Below are 18,716 nucleotides of genomic sequence, written 5' to 3'. Positions count from 1 at the left end.
CAAGCGCGCTCCCACAGGTGCACCACAGGGCTCAAGGTTGTGGTGACTCTGTGGGCGCGGGCTTGCCCCGCGAAAGGGCCGGTGGAGGCGCTAGACAGCTAGCCCCTTACTCCATCTCGATGATCACTTGCTCGTTCCACATCTGCGGCAGCTTCTTCGAGGTCGCTTCCCAGACTGCGGCATCCTTGATCGGCTGCGCAGCCCCGTACTGGTCGTTGGGCAGCAGCTTGGCCTGCACATCAGCCGGCAACTTCAGGTGCTCGGCGCGGATCGGCCGGGCGTGGCCGATGGCCAGGTTGGTCTGCCCTGCATCACTGAAGATGTACTCACGCGCAAGCTTGGCCGCGTTCGGGTGCTTGGCGTACTTGTTGATGATGGTGGTATAGCCCGACGTGACCGAGCCGTCCGAGGGGATCAGCACCTCGAAGCGTTTGGGGTCGATCTGATCACGGTAGCTCAGGCCATTGAAGTCCCACACCACGCCGACTTCCACTTCGCCCTTCTCCAGGGTCTGAATGGTCGGGTTGGCCAGTGACAGGCGCTTCTGCTGGGCCAGTTTGGTGAACAGCTGCAGGCCCGGCGCGATATTGGCTTCGTCACCCTTGTAGGCGATGGCAGCGGCGAGTACGCCGTTAGCGGCCTGGGCAGCGGTGCCGACGTCGCCGATGGCGACCTTGTACTTGCCTTTTTCCAGGTCATGCCAGGTTTTCGGACGTTCCTCTTCCTTCACCAGGTCTTTGTTGATGATGAACGCGATGGTGCCGGTATAGGCCAGCGCCCAGTGCCCGTCCTTGTCCTTGGCCCACTCCGGCACCTGGTCCCAGGTGCTCGGTTTGTACGGCTGGCTCACGCCCTGGGTCACCGCAATCGGCCCGAAGGCGGCGCCAACGTCGCCGATGTCGGCGCTGGCGTTGTCCTTCTCGGCAGCGAACTTGGCGAGCTCCTGGGCCGAGCTCATGTCGGTGTCGCTGTGCTTGAGGCCATACTTGCTGGCCAGGTCTTCCCAGGTGCCTTTCCAGTTGGCCCACGCATCGGGCATGCCCACGCTGTTGACGGTGCCTTCCTTGCGGGCGGCGTCTTCCAGGGCCTTGAGGTCGGTGTCGGCGGCCATGGCCGTGGTACACAAGGCGATGGCCGAACCGAGCAGTGACGCCATGAAGAACTTTTTCATCCGAAGCTCCTTGGGTGGGTGCCGTTTGCGATTGTTGTCATGAATGAAGCTGTTACTGGCGACCTTTGGTCTAGGTCAGCAAACCTTGAGCCAAGGTAAGTCGCTTGCGTGACAGTTTGATGTAGGGAGAGGCCTGAAGCGGTGGCTCCGGTTGCCTGAAAATACAGCGTAGACCAGATCCCAAGCCCTGATTTGCCTGGCTTGGCCCGATTCTGGCAAAGCCCTTGTGGCGCCTTTGTCACAGGATGTTCATCAGCCCTGCCTAGGCTTGCACTACGCTCCAGATGCCCTGTCATGGGGCTGGACTAGTCCAGATAGGTAACCTTTGATGCAGCCAATGCCACCGCGTGCGGTAACAGCCATCTGCCACGCCCTGCAGGAGCAGATCGAACACGGCCTGCTGGCGCCGGGGGGCAAGCTGCCGGCCGAACGCAAGCTCAGCGAGGTGTTCGACACCACCCGCATCACCTTGCGTGAGGCCTTGGCGCAGCTGGAAGCCCAGGGGCTGATCTATCGGGAAGAGCGCCGTGGCTGGTTCGTCGCGCCCCAGCGGCTGACCTATGACCTGATCGAGCGTAGCCACTTTCATGCCATGGTGCGTGATCAGGGGCGGGTACCGAGTACCGAGTTGCTGTCGGCGCGGCTGCAGCCTGCCTCGGCCATTGTCTGCGCACGGCTGCGCATGCCGGCGTTGTCCAGTGTGGTGCGTATCTGCCGGTTGCGGCGTATCGACGGGCGGGCGGTGCTGTATGCCGAGCATTACCTCAACCCCGCGTACTTCCCAGGGGTTCTCGAGCAGGACCTGGCCCAGTCACTGACCGAGATCTATGGGCGGGTCTATGGCATTGGTTACGGGCAGGTGTGTTTCGAGATCTTGCCCACGGCGTTACCGGTGGACGCAGCAGCAGCGCTGAAGGTGTCGGTCGGCAGCCCTGGGTTGCATATCACCCGGGTCAACAGCGACCAGCATGGGCATCTGATCGACTGTGACCTCGAGTATTGGCGGCATGATGCGATCCGCATTCGTGCCCAGGCCGGTTGAGGGGGATGCTAGCTGGACGAACCGGCTTCGCTCATGCCGCCACCGCCCGCCGTCACCACCTGCACCGACAACCGCGGCGTTGCCAGGTCCAGCCCGGCCTCATCCAGCTGGCGCTTCAACGCCAGGTTGAACGCCCGCGACACTTCCCACTGCTTGATCGGCGCGGTCTTGAAGCGTGCCCGCAAGATCGCCGAGCCCGACTCGAAGCTCTCTACCCCCTGCAGTTCCAGCGGCGACCAGATATTGCGGCGCATCAACGGGTCGTTACGCAGCTTCTGCCCCACCTCGCGGATCAGTGTGATCGCCTGGTCGATGTTCATGCTGTGCGGAATCGCCACGCGGAAGATCGCGTAGCCGAACTCCCGCGAGTAGTTCTTGATGCTCTTGATCTCGCTGAACGGGATGGTGTGCACGATGCCGTCGATGTCGCGCAGGCGCACGGTGCGAATGGTCAGGCCCTCGACCGTGCCCAGGTGCCCGCCGACATCCACGTAGTCGTCGATGGCCAGCGAATCCTCGATGATGATGAACAACCCGGTGATCAGGTCGGCCACCAGTGACTGCGCGCCAAAACCGATGGCCAAGCCGATCACACCGGCACCGGCCAGCAGCGGGGTAACGTTCATGCCCATGTTGGCCAGGGCGACGATTACCGCGATGATGAAGATGGCCACGAACATCACGTTGCGGATCAGCGGCATCATGGTTTGCGCGCGGGCGTTGGCCAGCCCGCGGCGCGAGCGTACCAGCGCATGGTGCACGGCCGTGTCGGCCAGGATCCACACCAGCCAGGCGGCAATCAATGTGCCGGCCAGGCCCAGCAGGCGCAGGCTCACTTCATGGCCGTCGCCCTCGGCGAAGCTGATCATCGACAGCCCCCACACGCGCAGCCCCAGTTCGATGAACAGCAGCCAGATGAACAGGTGCACCAGCGCGTAGGCGAAGTTGCGCAGGCGCTCGGTGTACACCGCCTGGCGCTTGTTGGCGCGCTTGGGGTTGGCGGCGTGGCGACGCACCAGGCCGTTGAGCACCATGCACACCACCACCAGTACCGTGCACATCAGCGACTGGCGCAGGGCGGTGCTGGTGTCGCCGGCCGAGATGAAGGTGGCGAACAGTGAAATGGCCACCAGGATCATCGCCGGCACGAACCAGAAGCTGCCGAGAATCTCGATGGTGTCGCTCAGGGTGCGTCGGGTCAGGCGCCGGTCCAACGGTTGGTTGCGGATCAGGTGGGCGATCGGGCGGCGGAACCGCAGAATGAACAGCCCGGTGCAGATCGCTGCGATGACGTTGGCCAGGGTTGCCAGGGCGTGTGCCAGGTGCGTGCCGAGGGCAACGGTCATGCGCGGGTCGCTCATGGCTTCGCCGAAGGCGGCAAAGCTGCCGATCAGCCACAGCGGGCGGAAAGCCTGGTGCCGCAGGATGTGCAGGGCGCGGTGGCGATGGGGGCCGTCGAGCAGCGAGAAGGCGATCACGCAGATGGCCGAGAAGCAGGTGCCCACCACCAGCGCGTACGCCAGCACCATGGCCATGGACTTGCCCAGCGAGGAGGGCAGGGCAAAGCTCAAGTATACGGTGAACACCAGGGCCACCAGCCAAGGCCCGAGTTTGCGCAGGGCAAAACGCACCAGGTCCCAGGTCCGAGGGTGCTGGGGCAGTTCTTCGGTGAGGCCGAAGCGTAGCCGTACCCGGTGGCCGACCCAGTTGAAGGCATACGCCAGCAGGCTCCACACGGCGATGATCGCGGCAAAACCGAACAGGATCGCCGGCCATTGGTGCACCGGCACCATCAGTTCGGTCAGTTCCGTCTGGGCCTGGTCGATTTCCATCGACCAGCGGTGGAAGGGGCTGGCGTCGCCGCTGAACTGCCGTTCGAAATCATGCAGCGCACCGCCGATCAGGCCTAATACGCCTTGTTCGACGGTGGGTTGCGATTGCTGGGTGGCGTCGCGCAGTTTTTTCAGGTCGGCCAGCAGCTTGGCGCGCTGCTGGTCGTTTTCCAGGTTCTTGATCACCTCGTCCAGCGACTTGCCCAGCGGCTCGGTGGCCGCAGGCTGGGAAGGCGTACCGGCGCCGAGCAGGCTCGGCAGGCCGGCGGCCTGAACTGGGGAGATGAGCAGAAACAGCAGCAGGGTCAGGTAACGCAGGAGGGCAGGCACCGGGAAATCTACCTCAGGTCAAACGATTGACCGAGTGTAGAGGTTTATGTGGGCAGTTTCTCCAGGATCTTCCAGCAGGTGAGGCCGAAGATGCCCAGCGTGCCGATCCACATCATCAGCACCCCGATGTTGCGCTCGCGCAGGCTGAAGCCGATGGTCAGCAGCAGCAGGAACAGGAACACCGGCACGAACAGGGACAGGAAGGGGGACATGGACAGCAATCCTTTTGCAGTGGGGCCATGTAACAAGCATAGCGGTTAGCAGGCGAAGCGGGTTGATCCGAGGCAGTAGCAAGACCTGTTTCGGCTTCTTCGCGGGCTTGTGCCGCGAAGAAGCCGTCAGTTACACCCTGACTCTCACGGCAGCTCGCGGCTGCGATAGAACGCGGTCAGCACCTTCACCAGGTGCGCCAGGTCGTGGCTGCCGCACAACTCGCGGATCGAGTGCATGGCAAAGGTCGGCAAGCCGATATCGACCGTGCGCACGCCCAGGTGGCTGGCGGTGATCGGACCGATGGTCGAGCCGCACCCCATGTCGCTGCGCACCACGAAGCTCTGCACCGGCACTTCCTCGGCCATGCACAGGTGGCGGAAGAACCCGGCGGTTTCGCTGTTGGTGGCGTAGCGCTGGTTGTTGTTGACCTTGATCACCGGCCCTGCGTTGAGCTTGGGCCCGTGGTTGCCGTCGTGCCGGTCGGCGTAGTTGGGGTGCACGCCATGGGCGTTGTCGGCCGAGACCATCAGCGAGCGCTGAATGGTGCGCACATAGGTGTCGCCTTCGGGCAGCAGGCGTTGCAGGGTCTGCTCCAGCATCGGGCCGTCGGCGCCGCAGGCCGAGCACGAGCCGACCTCTTCGTGGTCATTGCACACCAGCACGCAGGTCTCGTCGCTGTCGGCGGCCAGCAGTGCCTGCAGGCCGGCATAGCATGACAGCAGGTTGTCCAGGCGGGCACCGGCGATGAAGTCACGGTTGATGCCGATCAGCGCGGCATCCTGGGTGTCGTAGAAACTCAGCTCGTAGTCCAGTACCACGTCGGCATTGAGCTCGTGCTCGCGGGCCAACTGCTCGGTGAGCAGGGCGCGGAAGTCGATGCGCTCATCGCCGGCGACCTGGGCCAGGATCGGTGGCAGTTCGTTCTGCGGGTTGATCGGCCAGCCTTCGTTGGCGGTGCGGTTGAGGTGGATCGCCAGGTTGGGGATGACCGCGATGGGCAGCTTGAAGTCGATGAGCTGGCTCTCGACCTTGCCGTCACGGCGGAACGTGACCCGCCCTGCCAGGGACAGGTCGCGGTCGAACCAGGGCGCCAACAGCGCACCGCCGTACACCTCGACGCCCAGCTGCAGGAAGCCTTGGCGCTGCAGTTCGGGTTGTGGCTTGACCCGCAGGCACGGGCTGTCGGTGTGGGCGCCGACCATGCGGATACCGCTCAGCAGGGGCGCTTGCTTGCCCAGTTTGATGGCGATGATCGAGGAGTCGTTGCGGGTGACGTAATACCGACCGCCAGGCACCGTGGCCCAGCTGTCGCGCTCGTCCAGGCGCTGGTAGCCGGCAGCCTCGAGGCGCAGGGCCAGGCTGGCAGTGGCGTGGAAGGGCGTGGGGGAGGCCTTGAGGAAATCGATCAGGCCAGTGTTCAGTGCTTCGCGCATAACTCACTCCAGACAGCAGTGGCGCGAGTTTAACGCAGATAGATCACAAATTGTGTCGGGCCCGTCGCGGGCAAGCCCGCGAAGGTCATCAGAAGGGTGCCGGGCACTCGAACTTCAGCCGCTCCCCGGAAACCGGGTGGGTAAAGCTCAACATCGCGGCATGCAGGCACAAGCGCTCATGCGCTGCCAGGGCCTCAGGGTTGGCGTACAAGCGGTCGCCCAGCAGCGGGTGGCCGATCGACAGCATGTGCACGCGCAACTGGTGCGAACGCCCGGTAATCGGGGTCAGCTCGACCCGGCAGTAATCGCCGCAGCGTTCCAGGATGCGCCAGAAGGTCAGGGCATGCTTGCCCTGCTCGTGGTCCACTACATGCCGAGGCTTGGTCGGCGGGTCGTAGCGCAGGGGCAGGTCGATGCTGCCGCTGTCCAGCGCCGGCTGGCCCCAGCACAGGGCGGTATAGGCCTTTTCGGTTTCGCGGTCGTGGAACTGGCGCGACAACTCGCGGTGGCTGTCGGCATCGCGGGCCAGCAGGATGATGCCGGAGGTTTCCCAGTCCAGACGGTGCACGATCAGCGCATCGGGGTAGCCGTTTTGCTGCAGGCGGGTGATCAGGCAGTCTTTGTTGTCGTCGGCACGGCCGGGTACCGACAGCAGCAGGGTTGGCTTGTTGACCACCAGGATGGCGGCGTCTTCGTGGAGGATCTGGACGTTTGACAGCGGCATTGCGTGGTCTCGGTTGAATCAGGGGGAAAAAAGCGGGGCCGCTTTGCGGCCCATTCGCGGCACAAGGCCGCTCCTACAGGGGTACGGGAGCCCTTGTAGGAGCGGCCTTGTGCCGCGAATGGGCTGCAAAGCAGCCCCAGCTTTCAGCCAGATCAGCGATCCGGCAGGGTAATGTTCAGCTCCAGAATCGAGCAGCTGCCCTGGTTCTCCAGCTCGATGTGCACATCATCGTTGCCGATGTTCACATACTTGCGGATCACTTCGAGCAGTTCTTTCTGCAGGGCCGGCAGGTAGTCCGGTTCGCTGCGTTGGCCGCGCTCATGCGCCACGATGATCTGTAGACGCTCTTTCGCCACCGACGCGCTGGTCTGTTTCTGTCTGCCACGAAAGAAGTCAAAAAGGTTCATGGTTTACTTGCCTCCAAACAGGCGCGCGAAGAATCCTTGCTTCGGCACTTCGATGAACCGCAGGGGCTTTTCTTTGCCCAGCAAGCGGTCGACGGTGTCGCTATAGGCCTGGCCGGCATCGCTCTGGTCGTCGAGGATGACCGGGATGCCCTGGTTGGAAGCCTTGAGCACTGCCTGGGACTCGGGGATCACGCCCTTGAGTTTGATCGCCAGGATGTCGGTAACGTCGTCGATGCTCAGCATTTCGCCTTTTTCGACGCGCTCGGGGTGGTAGCGGGTGATCAGCAGGTGTTCCTTGATCGGCTCTTCGCCGTTCTCGGAGCGGCGCGACTTGCTCGACAGAATGCCCAGCATGCGGTCCGAGTCACGTACCGAGGAAACCTCAGGGTTGGTTACGACAATGGCTTCGTCGGCGAAATACATCGCCAGGTGCGCACCTTTTTCGATACCGGCCGGGGAGTCGCAGATGACGTACTCGAAGTCTTTCTTGAGCTCCATCAGCACTTTCTCGACGCCTTCCTGGGTCAGCGCGTCCTTGTCACGGGTCTGGCTGGCGGCCAGCACGTACAGATTCTCGAGGCGCTTGTCCTTGATCAGGGCCTGCTGCAGGTTGGCTTCGCCGTTGACTACGTTGACGAAGTCATACACCACGCGGCGCTCGCAGCCCATGATCAGGTCGAGGTTACGCAGGCCGACGTCGAAGTCGACGATGACCGTCTTGTGGCCGCGCAGAGCGAGGCCGGTGCCGATGGCGGCGCTGGTGGTGGTCTTGCCCACACCCCCCTTGCCGGAAGTAACGACGAGAATCTTGGCCAAGGTGTTTCACCCCTAAATAAGTTGGGACAGGTGTCCCAGCAATATGCAAAAAAACGGCAACAGGTAAAAAAGTTGCTCTAAAAATGACGGCAAGTATCCGTTAAAGACGGGTGATGTTCAACACGTCACCGGACAGGCTGACTTGCACGCCGGAGCCCCACAGCGGGTCGCGGCGCAGGTCTTCGCAGACCTTGTACTGGCCAGCGATCGAGACCATTTCCGCAGTCATCTGCTGGCAGAAGATGCGCGCTTTGGTGTTGCCCTTGATGCCCGCCAGGGCGCGCCCGCGCATGGCGCCGTACACATGGATGTTGCCATCGGCCAGAAGTTCCGCACCCGGGCTGACCGAACCGGTCACCACCAGGTCGCCACCCTGAGCGTAGATCTGCTGGCCGCCACGCACCGGCGCAGTGATGATGCGCGTCGGGCGCACCTGTGGCTCGGCCGCAGGCGCCGGGGCTGGCTCGGGCTGCTTCACCTCAGGCTCTGGCTCCAGCGGCCGCTCGCGTGCACCGGACGGTGGCAGTACCGGCAGGTCGATGGCGATCGCCGCGGCGATGTCTTCGATGCGGTTGGCGCGGATCGCCAGGGTACGCAGGCCATGATGGCGGCAGATACGCATCAGGCCGGGCAGGTCGATCGCGCCTTCGCTGGCCGGCAGCTTGTCCAGCGCCAGCACCAGCGGCGTGTTGCTGAAGAAGTTGGGCGCCTGGGCGACTTTGGCCGCCAGTTGGCGGTCAAGGGCTTCAAGGTCATTGCGCGCCAGTTCCAGCACAGTGATGGCGAGCATGCTGCCCTTGAGCTGGAACACGGAGGCGGTGTCGGGGGTCTGGTTTAGGCTCATGGTCTGCATAGACGGCTTGTTGCGAAAAAAGTGCCCTGACTTATAACGAGAACACCCGTTGCCCGCAACATGCGCTGATCCGTTGTAGAATGCGCGGCCTTTGTCTTTCCGGAAGCTTCAATGGAACGCCCGCGTTTTCGTCCCTATTTCCTCCACCCACGATTCTGGGGCCTGTGGCTGGGCCTGGGCCTGCTGTGGCTGGTGGTCCAGTTGCCGTACCGGGCCTTGCTGTGGCTCGGAAGCGCCCTGGGCGCGCTGATGTACCGGCTGGCCGGTGAGCGTCGACGCATTGCCGCGCGCAACCTGGAGCTGTGCTTCCCGGAGCTGTCTGTCGACGAACGGCGGCGTTTGTTGAAGGCCAATTTCGCCTCCACCGGTATCGCCTTCTTCGAAATGGCCATGAGCTGGTGGTGGCCCAAGGCCAGGCTTGCGCGCCTGGCCCATATCGAAGGCCTCGAGCACCTGCAGGCAGCCCAGCAGGCAGGGCAGGGCGCGATTCTGATGGCCGTGCATTTTACCACCCTGGAAATCGGCGCCGCGCTGCTAGGCCAGCAACACACCATCGATGGCATGTACCGTGAGCACGGTAACCCGCTGTTCGACTTCATCCAGCGCAGCGGCCGTGAGCGGCATAACCTCGACTCGCTGGCGGTGGAGCGTGAGGACGTGCGCGGCATGCTCAAGCTGCTGCGTTCCGGCCGGGCGATCTGGTACGCGCCAGACCAGGACTACGGTGCCAAGCAGAGCCTGTTCGTGCCGCTGTTCGGCATCCCGGCAGCGACCGTCACCGCCACTACCAAGTTCGCCCGTTTGGGCAAGGCGCAGGTCATCCCGTTTACCCAGAAGCGCCTCGAAGACGGCAGCGGCTATCGTTTGGTGATTCACCCGCCCCTGGCAGATTTCCCAGGGGAAAGCGAAGAGGCGGACTGCCTGCGCATCAACCAGTGGATCGAAGGCGTATTACGCGAGTGCCCCGAGCAATACTTGTGGGCGCACCGGCGCTTCAAGTCGCGGCCCGAAGGGGCGCCCCGGCTGTACGACAAGAAAAAGCGGTGATCTTTGAGCGGTCAGTGAGGCATCGATGTCCCCAACCACCGGCCTGATCCTCTCAGGCGGCGGCGCCCGCGCCGCCTATCAGGTCGGCGTACTGGCCGGCATCGCCGAACTGCTGCCACCCGGCGCGCCCAATCCCTTCCCGGTCATCGTCGGCACTTCGGCCGGCGCCATCAATGCGGTCACCCTGGCCAGCGGCGCCACCCGCTTTACCGACACCGTGCAGAACCTCACCGCGTTCTGGCAGAACTTGCGCAGCCACCGGGTGCTGCGCAGTGACTGGACGGGGGTGGTCCGCCAGGCCAGCCGTTTCGTCGGCCACAGCCTGCTGGGCCTGGGCGGCCAGGCGCCGGTGGCACTGCTCGACAGCAGCCCGCTGCGCGCCCTGTTGCAGGCGCAACTGAACCTGGACGGCATCGGCCACGCCCTGGCCAGCGAACAGCTACGCGCTGTCGCAGTGACTGCATTCGGCTACGAGTCCGGCCAGGCGGTGACCTTCTACCAAGGGCGGGGCACCATTGATGCCTGGTTGCGCCACCGGCGTATCGGCGTACCGACACCGTTGAGCATCGACCACCTGCTGGCCAGTGCGGCGATCCCGCTGCTGTTCGCGCCGGTCAGGCTGGGGGATGAGTATTACGGTGATGGCGCGGTTCGCCAGTCGGCGCCAATCAGCCCGGCCTTGCACCTGGGGGCCAGCCGGGTGCTGGTGGTCGGGGTCAGCGGCAACCCGCAGCGGCCGTCGCCGCCGCTGCCTACCCAGCGCGTGTTCAGTGGTCAGCAACCGAGCCTGGCGCAGATTGGCGGGCACATGCTCAACAGCACCTTCATCGACAGCCTGGAAGACGACATCGAACTGCTCCAGCGCCTCAATCACCTGAGCCACCTGCTGCCTGCCCACCTCGATGCACGGCGCCTGGGGCTGGCGCCGGTAGAGGTTCTGGTGGTGGCGCCCAGCCAGCCGCTGGACGAAATCGCGGCACGCCACCGGCGTGAACTGCCAGCGCCATTGCGGCTGTTCCTGCGTGGGCCGGGGGCGACGCGTACCAGCGGGGCTGGGGTGTTGAGCTACCTGCTGTTCGAGGCCAGTTACTGCAGTGAGCTGATCGAGCTGGGGCGGCGCGATGCCTTGGTCAAGCGGCGCGAGCTGGAGCAGTTTCTGGGGATTTGATGGAGGCAGTGCTGGCCTCTTCGCGGGTCAAGCCCGCTCCCACAGGTACAGCGCTGCTCTCAGGGCAGTGACATACCTGTGGGGCTTGCCCCGCGAAGAGGCCAGCAGTTACTTACTCGGCAATCTGCAACTTGCGCGCCTGGGTATACACATACCGAACCTTCTCATACTCGAACGGCGAGTTGAGCTGCCCGTAGCGGAAGTTGGTGGTGTAACGCTTGTCCACCACGCGCAGGGCAAAGATTTCCGGGTGGTCGGTGCTGGCCTCGGCCACGTTCAGGTAATTCACCGCCTGCTCGCCGGCATAGTCCACCACCAGCCCGGTGGTATCGCGCAGGTTCGAAGGGCCCAGCACCGGCAGCATCAGGAACGGCCCGTCCGGTACGCCATAAAAGCCCAGGGTCTGGCCGAAGTCTTCACTCTGGCGGGGCAAGCCCATCTTGGTCGCCGGGTCCCACAGCCCACCCACCCCGATCAGGGTGTTGAACATCAGCCGTGCGGTAATTTCGGCCGAACGCTTGGCCTTGAGTTGCAGCACGCTGTTGAACAGGTTCGGCACGTCGCCCAGGTTGTTGAAGAAGTTGCTCACCCCGGTGCGCACGAAGCGCGGGGTGACGTACTGATAGCCGCTCACCACCGGCAGCAGCACCCATTGGTCGAGGCGGTAGTTGAAGTGGTAGATGCGCCGGTTCATCGACTCCAGCGGGTCGTAGACGTTCAGCGCCTCCAGCGTGGAGCGCTCGAACTCGCGCTGGTCGAGCCCGGGGTTGAATTTGAGCTCGCGCAGCGGGTCGATAAAACCATCGGATTCAGGTGCCAGCGAGGCGCCGGTAATCTGCGGGTCGGCCTCGATCACGCTGGCCCGCGGTGCGGTCTCTGCGGCCAGGGCGTTGCCGGCGACAAGCAGGGCAGTGGCGAAGAGGAGTTTGTTAACCACGGAAGAACTCCAGCATGGCGTCGCTGTTGACGCGGTAGTTGAGGTTGCCGCAATGGCCGCCATGGGGGTAAAGGGTCAGGCGGTCGCCGAACACCTTGCGCAAGAAGCCGATATCGCCGGGGCCGAGGATGACGTCGTCGGCGTTGTGCATCACGGCAATCTTCGGGCTGTCGCGCAAGTAGTCTTCCAGCGCGTACAGGCTGACCTGGTTGACCAGTTGCAGGATGCTGTTGCCGTCGGTGCGGGCGCGCCACATGGGGATCACCTGCTCGGTCATGTAGCAGTCGAAATCGCACTGCAGGGCACGTTTGAAGAACGGCGTAAGGCTACTGCCCTCGGTGATCGGAAACTTCGGCGGAATGATCAGGCCGCGGCGGTTGATCAGGTCGGAGGTAAAGGCGATGTCCGCTGCCGAAAAACGGAACGAAGTGCCGATCAGCATCGCCATCTGCTCGTTGGACAGGTGCTGGCGTGACTGCTGGAAGTCGTACAGCAGGGCCTCGTTTAGGTCGATGTAGCCTTTGTCCTGGAAGTAACGGGTCAGCTTGGTCAGCATCAGTTCGTAGAAGGTGGTGCTGCGGTCGATGCCCTTGACCTGGGTCTGTACCAGTTTGTCGAGGTTGTTGATCGAGGTGTACAGGTTGACCGGCGGGTTGAGCAGCAGCACGCGCTTGAAGTTGAAGCTGCGCCGGGTTTCGTCCAGGTGGCTGACGAACGCCGCGTCCAGGGCACCGAGGCTGTAGCCGGTGAGGTAGAAGTCGCTGACCGGCAGGCGCGGATGCTGGGCCCGCACGGCCTGCATGACCCGGTACATGTCTTCGGCGTCTTCCTGGCTGATACCGGGGGTGGCGAAGCGCGAGGCCGCACTCATGAAGTCGTAGCTGGTGGGCGAGGACAGTTGCACCACGTGGAAGCCGGCCTGGTAGAACAGTTTTTTCAGGTATTCGTTGATGCTGCTCGAATAGGGCGCACCGGTGCCGGCGATGACGAAGATCAGCGGTGCTTCGCGGTCTTGACGGGCCAGGCGGTACTTGAGTTTTTTCACCGACCAGAAGTTGTCGGGCAAGGTGAACTCACGCTCGGGGCGCAGGTTGAGGCTGTAGTCGGCCTGGTCGATTTCATCGTCGCTGGGCAAGGTCGGGCGTTGCTCGGGCGGCGTGGTGGCGATGGTTGCCTCGAACGGGTTGGTCAAGGGGTAGCCATAGCTCGCGGCGTCGATGTCCCGCGCCGAAGCGGCCGCAGCCATGAGCAGGCCGCCGAGCAAGGCAGCGAGGCGCAAAGTTCGAAGCATGTAATCCCCCAAAAAGACGCAAGGTGGTGCAATGTGCAGGCTAGGACCACGGCGGTATGGGCAAAGTTGCCAAGTGCGGTGGCCTTTGGTGTGCTCGTTATCTGCAACATAGCTGCAGGATGGTGATTTTGCCTTACAACAGGGCTTGGGCGATCATGCACGATTTCGATTACCGCTATTGGAGAACTGGATGTCTCGTTCGTTGCCGATCGTTGCCCTGCTGTTGTTCCTGCCGGTGTGGCTGGCCGCCAGCTATGGCGTACGTTATGGGCTGATGGAAGATGCGCAGTGGGTGGGGCTGTGTGCCGCGCCCGGTGCGTTCTGGCAGTGCCAGGTGCGTTCGCTGCTGGGGCTGGGCATCCATTTTCAGGTAATCGCCTGGAGTGGGCTCGGCCTGGCGCTGATCGCACAGGGGGTCGCCGGGCGGGCCGGCAGGTGGCTGGCAGGCGCTGCGCTGGTGTTCGCGATCCCGGCGCTGGTGCTGTATACCGCGAGCATTGCGGTGTTTGCCGTGGTGCTGGCGGGGTTGCGGCTGGTGCGGCAACCCCGCTGACGGGGCGTTATGGTCACTCGGCCCTGCGCAGTCGCAAACTGCGCCACAAGGCCGCTGTCATCAGCACGCTCACTACCGCCCAGCCCCAGGCCTGCTGGTTCTGCAGGCCTTCGAGGTATAACTGCGGCGCCACCCCCGAGCCCACGATAAATGCCAGCAACGCGGCCTCGGCCCGCCGCGCCAGCACCGGCCGCAGCAGGTAAACCACCGCCGGCAATGCCAAAGCAGCGCTGGGGAAGCTGCGATAACGCGGGTCGAACACCAGCGCCAGCATGCTCACCGCCGCCGCAAAGCCTGCAGCGAGCAACAGCCAGCCCGCACGGGCCTCGAACCAGGCGAACAGGCGCGCACGCCACCCTTCAGCACGCACCAACGCCAATGCCGCATGGGCCAGCACCAGCAGGTTGAGCCCCACCAGCAGCGCGGCCCACAGCCATTCCCCGGCAAAGCGCGCATGGCTGCGCATCAGCTCGCCCCACAACCCCAGGCAGCCCGCGCCAAACGCTGCCAACAACGGCAACAGCAGGGCCCCGGCGGTTGTCGCGGGGCGCCCGGCCAGCAGCAGCACGGCCAGCATCAACAGCGCACTGGCCGCCAGCCACTGCGGCCAGTAGGGCAGGTTGCTGACCGGCCCTTCGAGCACGCCTTTGTCCTGCCGGTCGGCATCGTAAAGCCCCCAATAGCCGCCCACGGCGCCTTCGCTGGCGCGCTTCCACGGTTGGTCGAAGGCCTCGATCAGGTTGTACTGCCAGCCATGCTGTTCGGCCAGGCTGACGAAGCCGCGGATGAAGCGCGCCTCGTTGACCCGGCTGGGCACTGCGGTTTCGCGCTGGCGGCCTTCACTGGGCCAGCCGGTCTCGCCAATCAGGATGCCCTTGGGCGCAAAACGCGTGCCGAATACACGGCGCACGTCGGCGACATGGGCCAGGGCATCGTCGATGCCGCGCGGGTCGTCTTCCCAGTAGGGCAGCAGGTGAATGGTCAGAAAGTCCACGGCGGGGGCTACCTGCGGATGCTGTAGCCAGAACTCCCAGACGTCGGCATAGGTCACCGGTACCGTGACCTGGCGCTTCACTTTGCCGATCAATTCGGCCAGGCGCGCGCCGGTGACCTCCTTGCGCAGCAGCGCCTCGTTGCCGACGATCACCGCGCTGACCACGTCGGGGTAGGCGTTGGCCGTGGCGATCAGCAGGTCCAGTTCCTTTTCGGTGTCCACCGGGTTGGCGTTGACCCAGGCGCCGAGCATCACTTTCAGGCCATGTTTGCGCGCCAGCAGCGGGATTGCCTCAAGGCCGGTCATCGAGTACGTGCGGATGCACTGGAAACGTTCGGCCAGCAAGGCCAGGTCGGCGTCCATGCGCGCCGGGCGCAGGCGAAACGGCTGGTCGAAGGGCGACTGATCCTTGTCGAACGGTGTGTACGAAGCACACTGCAGTTTATGCGTGGGGCTGGCCGCATCGGGCAGCTGTACCGGCTTGCCAAGCCCGTACCAGAGCGCCCCCAGCCCGATCAGGGCAAGCAGGCAGGCAAACAGGTAGAGCGGCAGGTGCAGGCGGGTAGGGCTGGGCATCGGGCGGTCCATCGTCAGGCGCAAAAGGGTAGATAGTAGCCCGGCGCCAAACCTTTGGCATGCAAGGATCGCGCAGGCTGGCGTGAGTCTATGGCGCTAATGGCATAGTGCTGTCGCATATGGGGCGGTTGGATGTCGTTCACGGAGCAGGTTGCTCTTTGTTGCAGGAAGATGATGCAATCTCCGAGACCTGACGAGGGGATGCTTTTGATGGCTACTTTGAAGACAGTGCGACGTTTCCTGGGGGCGGGCACCGCCCTGGTATTGGCCATGAGCGCTGCGCAGGCAATGGCTAAAGAGGTAAGCATCGGTTACGTGGATGGTTGGGCCGACAGCGTGGCGACCACCAACGTGGCCGCCGTAGTGATCAAGCAGCAACTCGGCTACGACGTGAAGTTGCAGGCCGTGGCCACGGGCATCATGTGGCAGGGCGTGGCGACCGGCAAGCTCGATGCGATGTTGTCGGCCTGGCTGCCGGTGACCCACGGCGAGTATTGGACCAAGAACAAGGACAACGTGGTCGACTACGGCCCCAACTTCAAGGATGCCAAGATCGGCCTGATCGTCCCTGAGTACGTGAAGGCGAAGAGTATCGCCGACCTCAAGACCGACGAAAGCTTCAAGCAGAAGATTGTCGGCATCGACGCCGGGTCCGGCGTGATGATCAAGACCGACCAGGCCATCAAGGACTACGACCTGACGGGTTACAAGCTGCAGGCAAGCTCTGGCGCAGCGATGACGGCTGAACTGGGCCGTGCCTACTCCAAGCAGCAGTCGATTGCAGTGACCGGCTGGGTGCCGCACTGGATGTTCGCCAAGTGGAAGCTCAAGTTCCTGGAAGACCCGAAGGGCGTTTATGGCGCTGCTGAAACCGTCAATAGCATCGGTAGCAAAGAGCTGGCGACCAAGGCGCCGGAAGTGGCCGAGTTCCTCAAGAAGTTCAGCTGGCAGTCCAAGGACGAGATCGGCGAGGTAATGCTGGCGATTCAGGAAGGTGCCAAGCCTGAAGCGGCAGCCAAGGATTGGGTGGCCAAGCACCCGGATCGGGTCAAGGAGTGGACCGGTAAGTAATTTGCCAAGCGCTTGCCGTTGTTCGTGGAGCGCCTTTGAAATCGAGCGCCGCCCGCGCGGCGTTCGATTTACGCGCCACTGCGCGACCCAAGGCAAGCACCTTTCAGTCCCACCCCATTCAGCTCTTTGTTACGCAATCGGTAAAACACTGTTGCATCTAAGACTAAGGTCGTCTGGTTGGCGTCCAACGGCAGCATAAAGTGAAGGTGGGTTCTCCCTGATCTGTGCTGCTAGGACAAAAACAATGAACGACAGCATTTACCTCTCGATACAAAACAGCCCGCGCTTCAAGGAGCTGGTCACCAAACGCGAACGGTTCGCCTGGATTCTCTCGGCGATCATGCTCGGTCTCTACTGCGCCTTCATCCTCCTGATCGCCTATGGTCCTCAGATTCTGGGCGCCAAGCTCAGCCCTGAGTCGTCGATTACCTGGGGCATTCCCCTGGGCGTCGGCCTGATCCTTTCGGCATTCGTGCTGACCGCCATCTACGTACGCCGCGCCAACGGCGAGTTCGATGAGCTGAACAAGGCTATCCTGAAGGAGGCGCAACAATGATTCGCCACGCCAAAGCCCTGGCCGTTCTGGCCTGCGGCGTTTTCGCACCCGCCGTGTGGGCCGCCGATGCCCTGACCGGCGAGGTGCAGAAACAGCCGCTGAACGTTTCCGCGATCGCCATGTTCGTGGCCTTCGTCGCCTTTACCCTTGGCATCACCTACTGGGCCTCCAAGCGCAACAAGTCGGCGGCGGACTACTATGCTGCCGGTGGCAAGATCACCGGTTTCCAGAACGGCCTGGCAATTGCCGGTGACTACATGTCGGCGGCCTCGTTCCTGGGTATTTCCGCCCTGGTGTTCACTTCTGGCTACGACGGCCTGATCTACTCGATCGGCTTCCTGGTCGGCTGGCCGATCATCCTCTTCCTGATCGCCGAACGCCTGCGCAACTTGGGCAAGTACACCTTCGCCGACGTGGCCTCGTACCGCCTCGGGCAGAAGGAAATCCGTACCTTGTCGGCCTCCGGCTCGCTGGTGGTGGTGGCGTTCTACCTGATCGCGCAGATGGTCGGCGCCGGCAAGCTGATCGAGCTGCTGTTCGGCCTCGACTACCACGTGGCGGTGATCCTGGTTGGTATCCTGATGTGCCTGTACGTGCTGTTTGGCGGCATGCTGGCCACCACCTGGGTACAGATCATCAAGGCCGTGCTGCTGCTGTCCGGTGCCAGCTTCATGGCGCTGATGGTGATGAAGCATGTCAACTTCGACTTCAACACCCTGTTCTCCGAAGCGATCAAGGTGCACGCCAAAGGTGAGGCGATCATGAGCCCTGGCGGCCTGGTCAAGGACCCGATCTCGGCGTTCTCCCTGGGCCTTGCGCTGATGTTCGGTACCGCCGGCCTGCCGCATATCCTGATGCGCTTCTTCACCGTCAGCGACGCCAAGGAAGCGCGCAAGAGCGTGCTCTACGCCACAGGCTTCATCGGCTACTTCTACATCCTCACCTTCATCATCGGCTTCGGCGCGATCTTGCTGGTCAGCACCAACCCGGACTTCAAGGACGCCGCAGGCGCCCTGCTGGGTGGCAACAACATGGCAGCGGTGCACCTGGCCAATGCCGTGGGTGGCAGCGTGTTCCTCGGCTTCATCTCGGCGGTGGCCTTTGCCACCATCCTGGCGGTGGTAGCGGGCCTGACCCTGGCCGGTGCCTCGGCGGTGTCCCATGACCTGTACGCCAGCGTATGGCGCAAGGGCAAGGCCAACGACAAGGACGAGATCCGCGTGTCGAAGATCACCACCATCGCCCTGGGCGTGCTGGCGATCGGCCTGGGTATCCTGTTCGAGAAGCAGAACATCGCCTTCATGGTCGGCCTGGCGTTCTCGATTGCCGCCAGCTGCAACTTCCCGGTACTGCTGCTTTCGATGTACTGGAAGAAACTGACCACCCGCGGCGCCATGATCGGTGGCTGGCTGGGCCTGGTGAGTGCAGTGGGCCTGATGGTGCTCGGCCCGACCATCTGGGTGCAGATCCTCGGCCACGAGAAGGCGATCTACCCGTACGAGTACCCGGCGCTGTTCTCGATGCTGATTGCCTTCGTTGGTATCTGGTTCTTCTCGGTCACCGACAAGTCCAAGGCAGCTGAAAACGAACGTGCGCTGTTCTTCCCGCAGTTCGTGCGTTCGCAGACTGGCCTGGGCGCCTCCGGTGCTGTCTCGCACTGATCGTTGAGGTCATAAAAAACCGCGATACGGGTGATGCCCGT

General features: G+C 63.4%; 18 protein-coding genes. 7 read left to right on the top strand and 11 right to left on the bottom strand.

The features are described 5' to 3' along the window. Positions 1-106: 106 nt before the first annotated feature. Positions 107-1,171 carry an ABC transporter substrate-binding protein gene (locus DJ563_RS14680; RefSeq protein ID WP_434517942.1) on the bottom strand — a complete coding sequence of 355 codons (1,065 nt, stop codon included), beginning with the start codon at positions 1,169-1,171 and terminating at the stop codon, positions 107-109. 328 nt (positions 1,172-1,499) lie between these two features. On the opposite strand from DJ563_RS14680, the gene DJ563_RS14675 reads away from it, so the two are divergent. Continuing rightward, positions 1,500-2,213 carry a UTRA domain-containing protein gene (locus tag DJ563_RS14675; RefSeq protein ID WP_274100490.1) on the top strand — a complete coding sequence of 238 codons (714 nt, stop codon included), beginning with the start codon at positions 1,500-1,502 and terminating at the stop codon, positions 2,211-2,213. A gap of 8 nt (positions 2,214-2,221) precedes the next feature. Here DJ563_RS14675 and DJ563_RS14670 read toward each other — a convergent pair whose 3' ends face one another. From DJ563_RS14670 to minC, 7 genes are all read right to left on the bottom strand, one after another. Next, positions 2,222-4,375 carry a mechanosensitive ion channel family protein gene (locus DJ563_RS14670; protein ID WP_434517941.1) on the bottom strand — a complete coding sequence of 718 codons (2,154 nt, stop codon included), beginning with the start codon at positions 4,373-4,375 and terminating at the stop codon, positions 2,222-2,224. A gap of 44 nt (positions 4,376-4,419) precedes the next feature. After that, a complete protein-coding gene (locus tag DJ563_RS14665) occupies positions 4,420-4,587 on the bottom strand; it encodes a hypothetical protein (protein WP_167334464.1) in 168 nt (55 codons plus the stop codon). A gap of 144 nt (positions 4,588-4,731) precedes the next feature. Continuing rightward, complete coding sequence (locus DJ563_RS14660) at positions 4,732-6,021, bottom strand: M18 family aminopeptidase (RefSeq protein WP_274100488.1); 1,290 nt, start codon at positions 6,019-6,021, stop codon at positions 4,732-4,734. Positions 6,022-6,109: 88 nt separating this feature from the next. Continuing rightward, positions 6,110-6,745, bottom strand: coding sequence for an RluA family pseudouridine synthase (locus DJ563_RS14655; protein ID WP_033700735.1), 636 nt, complete (start codon positions 6,743-6,745; stop codon positions 6,110-6,112). Positions 6,746-6,897: 152 nt separating this feature from the next. Beyond that, positions 6,898-7,152 (bottom strand): cell division topological specificity factor MinE, encoded by a 255-nt coding sequence (minE, locus tag DJ563_RS14650; protein ID WP_003252572.1) that lies wholly within the window; start codon positions 7,150-7,152, stop codon positions 6,898-6,900. A gap of 3 nt (positions 7,153-7,155) precedes the next feature. Then, a complete protein-coding gene (minD, locus tag DJ563_RS14645) occupies positions 7,156-7,968 on the bottom strand; it encodes a septum site-determining protein MinD (protein ID WP_033700734.1) in 813 nt (270 codons plus the stop codon). A gap of 100 nt (positions 7,969-8,068) precedes the next feature. Beyond that, positions 8,069-8,821 carry a septum site-determining protein MinC gene (minC, locus tag DJ563_RS14640; RefSeq protein ID WP_274100634.1) on the bottom strand — a complete coding sequence of 251 codons (753 nt, stop codon included), beginning with the start codon at positions 8,819-8,821 and terminating at the stop codon, positions 8,069-8,071. A gap of 111 nt (positions 8,822-8,932) precedes the next feature. On the opposite strand from minC, the gene DJ563_RS14635 reads away from it, so the two are divergent. Next, complete coding sequence (locus tag DJ563_RS14635) at positions 8,933-9,868, top strand: lipid A biosynthesis lauroyl acyltransferase (protein WP_274100635.1); 936 nt, start codon at positions 8,933-8,935, stop codon at positions 9,866-9,868. A 25-nt stretch (positions 9,869-9,893) separates the two neighbouring features. After that, on the top strand, positions 9,894-11,036 hold the full coding sequence (locus tag DJ563_RS14630) for a patatin-like phospholipase family protein (protein ID WP_434517940.1): 1,143 nt from the start codon (positions 9,894-9,896) through the stop codon (positions 11,034-11,036). A 112-nt stretch (positions 11,037-11,148) separates the two neighbouring features. On the opposite strand, the gene DJ563_RS14625 is transcribed toward DJ563_RS14630, so the two are convergent. Both DJ563_RS14625 and DJ563_RS14620 read right to left on the bottom strand, forming a co-directional pair. After that, a complete protein-coding gene (locus DJ563_RS14625; protein WP_050506139.1) occupies positions 11,149-11,892 on the bottom strand; it encodes an MlaA family lipoprotein in 744 nt (247 codons plus the stop codon). Positions 11,893-11,965: 73 nt separating this feature from the next. After that, positions 11,966-13,264 carry a serine/threonine protein kinase gene (locus DJ563_RS14620; RefSeq protein ID WP_033700729.1) on the bottom strand — a complete coding sequence of 433 codons (1,299 nt, stop codon included), beginning with the start codon at positions 13,262-13,264 and terminating at the stop codon, positions 11,966-11,968. A 190-nt stretch (positions 13,265-13,454) separates the two neighbouring features. Here DJ563_RS14620 and DJ563_RS14615 point away from each other — a divergent pair, with 190 nt between their 5' ends. Next, positions 13,455-13,817: a hypothetical protein gene (locus DJ563_RS14615; RefSeq protein ID WP_434517939.1), complete on the top strand. Its 363-nt coding sequence runs from the start codon at positions 13,455-13,457 to the stop codon at positions 13,815-13,817. A 13-nt stretch (positions 13,818-13,830) separates the two neighbouring features. Here DJ563_RS14615 and DJ563_RS14610 read toward each other — a convergent pair whose 3' ends face one another. Next, positions 13,831-15,399 (bottom strand): beta (1-6) glucans synthase, encoded by a 1,569-nt coding sequence (locus tag DJ563_RS14610; RefSeq protein ID WP_434517938.1) that lies wholly within the window; start codon positions 15,397-15,399, stop codon positions 13,831-13,833. A gap of 198 nt (positions 15,400-15,597) precedes the next feature. On the opposite strand from DJ563_RS14610, the gene DJ563_RS14605 reads away from it, so the two are divergent. The 3 genes from DJ563_RS14605 to DJ563_RS14595 all read left to right on the top strand — a co-directional run bounded on the left by DJ563_RS14605 (position 15,598) and on the right by DJ563_RS14595 (position 18,675). Continuing rightward, positions 15,598-16,458, top strand: coding sequence for a glycine betaine ABC transporter substrate-binding protein (locus DJ563_RS14605; RefSeq protein ID WP_274099932.1), 861 nt, complete (start codon positions 15,598-15,600; stop codon positions 16,456-16,458). Positions 16,459-16,702: 244 nt separating this feature from the next. Further along, a complete protein-coding gene (locus DJ563_RS14600) occupies positions 16,703-17,014 on the top strand; it encodes a DUF485 domain-containing protein (protein WP_033700725.1) in 312 nt (103 codons plus the stop codon). Continuing rightward, positions 17,011-18,675, top strand: a complete 1,665-nt coding sequence (locus DJ563_RS14595) for a cation acetate symporter (protein ID WP_033700724.1) — start codon at positions 17,011-17,013, stop codon at positions 18,673-18,675. Before DJ563_RS14600 ends, DJ563_RS14595 begins: the two co-directional genes overlap by 4 nt. Positions 18,676-18,716: the final 41 nt, after the last annotated feature.

It is taken from the genome of Pseudomonas sp. NFX1, assembly GCF_051123555.1.
Taxonomy (GTDB): Bacteria; Pseudomonadota; Gammaproteobacteria; order Pseudomonadales; family Pseudomonadaceae; genus Aquipseudomonas; species Aquipseudomonas capeferrum.
Note: the sequence above shows the minus strand (reverse complement) of the source record. Positions and strands in the feature narration are given on the sequence as shown.